Source organism: Protofrankia sp. CiP1_Cm_nod3 (assembly GCF_982290655.1).
In genome coordinates this window covers 1-4,601 of sequence record NZ_CEVIVD010000076.1, presented here as the reverse complement: position 1 = coordinate 4,601, position 4,601 = coordinate 1, and the positions used below count along the sequence as shown (strand labels likewise).

At 73.4% G+C, this 4,601-nt stretch carries 2 protein-coding genes and 1 pseudogene; 1 reads left to right on the top strand and 2 read right to left on the bottom strand.

What is annotated here, in order from left to right:
- Positions 1 to 468 precede the first annotated feature (468 nt).
- On the top strand, positions 469 to 3,921 hold the full coding sequence (gene ileS, locus AC5LUJ_RS15155; RefSeq protein WP_493465141.1) for an isoleucine--tRNA ligase: 3,453 nt from the start codon (positions 469 to 471) through the stop codon (positions 3,919 to 3,921).
- 45 nt (positions 3,922 to 3,966) lie between these two features.
- Here the strand turns inward: ileS and AC5LUJ_RS15150 are convergent, their stop codons facing one another.
- Both AC5LUJ_RS15150 and AC5LUJ_RS15145 read right to left on the bottom strand, forming a co-directional pair.
- On the bottom strand, positions 3,967 to 4,146 hold the full coding sequence (locus tag AC5LUJ_RS15150; RefSeq protein ID WP_250285267.1) for a hypothetical protein: 180 nt from the start codon (positions 4,144 to 4,146) through the stop codon (positions 3,967 to 3,969).
- A gap of 270 nt (positions 4,147 to 4,416) precedes the next feature.
- A pseudogene (locus AC5LUJ_RS15145) lies at positions 4,417 to 4,601 on the bottom strand (DivIVA domain-containing protein); the annotation flags it as partial.

Sequence of the window (4,601 nt, the reverse complement as noted above, 5' to 3'; positions counted from 1 at the left end):
CCCCACAGCGGTTTTCACCTACGGGCCGGCGGCCGGGCCAGGCGGCCACCCGGACCGGCCGAGGTGGTCGGCCCGGGATCCCGGCTCCGGATGCCAGGGGCCCACCGAATGCTCCGTCCCGTCCACTACGCTTGACACAGCGGACGGCGTTGACGGGACGAGTAGCGGCGGGCGCAGCCAGGGACGACCGGCCTCAGGACGGCGTCCAGCGAGCCGGGGACGGTGTGAGCCCGGCGGCCAGCGCGCTGCGAAGATCACCCCTGAGCCGCCGGGAGAACAGGGCCCGCGCCCCCAGTAGATCCGGTACCGCGCGCGACGAGTGGTCTGTCCGGGCCGCCACACCGGCGTCCCGGGAGGCAAGGAGGGTGGTACCGCGGTGCCACCGCGCCCCGGCGAACGCCGGGTGCCGTGGGGTGTCGTCCCTCCGTTGGAGCCCGAAACCGACGGAGATCTGACGGAGACCCGCCCATGCCGAACCAGCCCACCGAGCCAGACCAGCCTGCCGCGCCGGACCAGCCTGCCGCGTACACCCCGTCCCCCCAGCTCACCGGGCAGGCCCCGGCCGCCCGGCCGGCCGGGCAGGCCCGGCCGGCGCCGGTGTTCCCGCCGCTGTCGACCCAGGTCGACCTGCCCGCCCTCGAGCGCGACATGCTCCAGCGCTGGAAGGACCTGAAGGTCTTCCAGCGTTCCCTGGACGCGACCGCCAACGGCCCGCAGTGGGTCTTCTACGAGGGCCCTCCGACCGCCAACGGCAGGCCGGGCGCCCATCACGTCGAGGCGCGCGTGTTCAAGGACCTCTTCCCCCGCTTCCGCACGATGCGCGGCTTCCATGTCCCGCGCCGCGCCGGCTGGGACTGTCACGGCCTGCCCGTCGAGCTCGCCGTGGAGAAGGAGCTGGGCTTCACCAGCAAGAGCGACATCGAGGACTTCGGCATCGCCGAGTTCAACGCCCGCTGCCGCGAGTCGGTGCTGCGCCACGTCGCCGACTTCTCCCGGATGACCGAGCGGATGGCCTACTGGTGCGATCTGGACAACGCCTACCGCACCATGGACACCTCCTACATCGAGAGCGTCTGGTGGTCCCTCAGGCAGATCTTCGACAGGGGGCTGCTCGTCGAGGACCACCGGGTCACCCCGTACTGCCCGCGTGACGAGACACCCCTGTCCGACCACGAGGTCTCCCAGGGGTACGAGGACGTGGTCGACCCGTCGGTGTACGTCCGGTTCCCGGTGACGTCCGGACCGCTCGCCGAGGCGGGGGTGAGCCTGCTGGTCTGGACGACCACCCCGTGGACGCTGGTGTCGAACACCGCGGTCGCCGTGCACCCGGACGTCACCTACGTGGTCGCCCGGACCTCCGCCGGTGGCCGTGCGGACGAGCTGGTGCTGGTGGCCGAGCCGCTGCTCGCCGCCGCGGTGGGCCCGGACGCCGAGGTCATCCGGACGCTGCGCGGCGCGCAGCTGGCGGGGGTGGCCTACGCCCGCCCGTTCGAGCTGCTGCCGGCGGCGGACTTCGCCACCCCGGCCGCGGCCACCGGCCACGCCGCCAGCCAGACCACCGGCCACGCCGCCAGCCAGACCGCCAGCCAGACCGCCGGCCAGGTCACCGCTCAGACCGCCGGTCAGACCACCGGCCAGGTCACAACGGCGGCCGCGCACTCGGTGGTCCTCGCCGACTACGTCACCACGACCGACGGCACCGGGCTGGTCCACCAGGCCCCGGCCTTCGGCGCCGAGGACCTTGCCGTCGCCCGCGCCCACGGGCTGCCGGTGGTCAACCCGGTGGGCCGCGACGGCCGGTTCGTCACCGGCGTCCCGCTGGTCGGCGGGCTGTTCTTCAAGGACGCGGACGCGCCCCTCGTCGACGACCTGCGCGCCCGCGGGGTGCTGTGGCGGGCCGAGGACTACACCCACAGCTACCCGCACTGCTGGCGCTGCCACACCCCGCTGATCTACTACCCGCTGCCGTCCTGGTACATCCGGACGACTGCGGTCGCCGACCGGCTGCTGGCGGAGAACGAGCGCACCGACTGGCACCCCTCACGGATCAAGAACGGCCGTTACGGGGAGTGGCTGCGAGGGAACGTCGACTGGGCGCTGTCGCGCAACCGCTACTGGGGCACGCCGCTGCCGATCTGGCGCTGCACCGCCGACCCGGCGCATCTGACCTGTGTCGGGTCGCTGCTGGAGCTGTCCTCGCTGGCCGGACGTGACCTGTCCGGGCTCGACCCGCACCGGCCGTTCGTCGACGAGGTCACGATCGCCTGCCCGGCCTGCTCGGCGGTGGCCCGCCGGGTCCCGGACGTGATCGACGTCTGGTACGACAGCGGGGCGATGCCGTTCGCCCAGTGGGGCGCGCCGCACCGCAGCCGCGAGGAGTTCGCGGCCCAGTACCCGGCGCAGTACATCTGCGAGGCCATCGACCAGACCCGCGGCTGGTTCTACACCCTGATGGCCATCGGGACGCTGGTGTTCGACCGCTCGTCGTACGAGACCGTGCTCTGCCTCGGCCTCCTCCTCGACGCCGAGGGCCGCAAGATGAGCAAGCATCTGGGCAACGTCCTCGACCCGTTCGAGCTGTTCGAGCGGCACGGCGCGGACGCGGTGCGCTGGCTGATGCTCGCGGCGGGCTCGCCGTGGTCGGACCGCCGGGTCGGCCACGAGGCGCTGGAGGACATCGTCCGCAAGGTGCTGCTGACCTACTGGAACACCGCGTCGTTCTTCGTCCTGTACGCGAACGCCGCGGGCTGGGCGCCGGGGCGTACGCCCGCCGCCGAACCGCAGGCCCGCCCGGTGCTCGACCGGTGGGCGCTCTCCGAGCTGCACGCCACGATCACCGAGGTCACCGAGGCGCTGGACGGGTTCGACTCGCTGCGCGCCGGGCGCCGCCTGGCCCGCTTCATCGACGACCTGTCCAACTGGTACGTGCGCCGCTCCCGGCGGCGGTTCTGGGAGGCCGACCCGGACGTCCTGGAGACCCTCTACACCTGCCTGGACGGCCTGACCCGGCTGCTGGCCCCCTTCATCCCGTTCCTCACCGACACGCTGTGGTCGAAGCTGGCCGCCGGTGTGCGGGCGGACGCCCCGGACTCGGTCCACCTCGCCGGCTGGCCGGCCCCGCGGCCCGAGCTCGTGGACGCGACGCTCGCCGCCCGGATGGACCTGGTGCGGCGGGTGGTCGAGCTCGGCCGGGCGGCCCGGGCGAGCAGCGGTGTGCGGACCCGCCAGCCGCTGGCCCGCGCCGTGGTGGCCGCCCCCGAGTTCGCCGGGCTCTGCGCGGACCTGCGCGCCCAGATCGCCGAGGAGCTCAACGTCGCCGCCGTCGAGGCTGCGGCCGCCGATGTGGTCGACGTCACCGTGAAACCGAACTTCCGGGCGTTGGGCCGCCGGTTCGGCAAGCGGACCCCGCTGGTCGCGGCGGCCGTCGCCGCGGCGGGCCGGCCGGTGGACGGCCGGCTCACCGTCGAGGTGGACGGCGAACGGATCGAGCTCGCCGGCGACGATCTCATCATCTCCGAGACCCCGCGGCAGGGCTGGGCCGTGACCTCGGAGTCGGGGCTGTCCGTGGCCCTCGACCTGGAGATCACCCCCGAGCTGCGGCGGGCCGGTGTCGCCCGGGACGTGGTGCGGATCCTGCAGGAGGCACGCAAGGCCGCCGGCCTGGACATCACCGACCGGGTCGACGTCCGCTGGACGGCGGACACGCCGCAGACCACCCAGGCCCTGCGGGAGCACGCGTCCACCGTGGCCGCCGAGGTCCTCGCCGTGACGTTCACCGAGGGCGCCGCCCCCGCGGGCCAGCAGGCGGACCAGGACGCGGACGATGCCGGCCAGCGCGCACCGGATCTCGGGCTGACGTTCTGGCTGCGGCCGGCGGCCGGCACCACCGGCACAGCCGGCACAGCCGACGCGGCTGGCTGACAGACCGCGGGCAGGCTTCGCCGGGAGTGTTTCAGGCCGGGAGACTCAGCGGGTGTCCCGGCCTGCCGGTGGACGCCGGGACGGCCTGCGTGCCCCCAGCGGCAGTAGCGCCGCCGCCAGCAGGCCGATCACGACCGAGGCATAGACAAAACCGGTGCCGCCCAGGATCCCCACCCCCAGCAGCACGGCCGACAGCAGGACGAGAACACCGCTGAGAACTGTCATGGCCGGACGATGGCCGTGACCGGCACCACTGGAACGAATTCCGCGGACCGGACATCGCGGATCCAGAGGGCCATATGACCGATATGCCGTGATGGTGGATACATCCGGAACCTTTTCCGATATTTTCAAACTCCAGGATCCGGGAACGCCGGGCCCCGGGAACGCCCAGGCCCTGGGAACCGCCAGGGCCTGGAGCCCCAGGAGCCCGCGGGCTCCTGGGCATCCTGCGGACCGCCACCCACCGCGGCGCCGCCGTGGGCCTGTGGGCTCCTAGAAGTCCTGCAGCCCGGAGGGATCCCGACGGGAAACCGCCTCCACATCAGGCGCGCGCACCCCGCCGTTGTCGTTCCCGCGCGCCATCGCGCCCGCGCCCAGGGGCGAAGCGGACGGGAAGGACGAGGACGGGGCGGATGCCCCCGTGGGTGAGTTGGCGCTGATCCCGACCGGCGGGGGCG

Excerpts from the sequence above, each read along its gene's own strand:
- AC5LUJ_RS15150 (WP_250285267.1), bottom strand. The coding sequence starts at position 4,146 with ATGACAGTTCTCAGCGGTGTTCTCGTCCTGCTGTCGGCCGTGCTGCTG.
- ileS (WP_493465141.1), top strand. The coding sequence starts at position 469 with ATGCCGAACCAGCCCACCGAGCCAGACCAGCCTGCCGCGCCGGACCAG.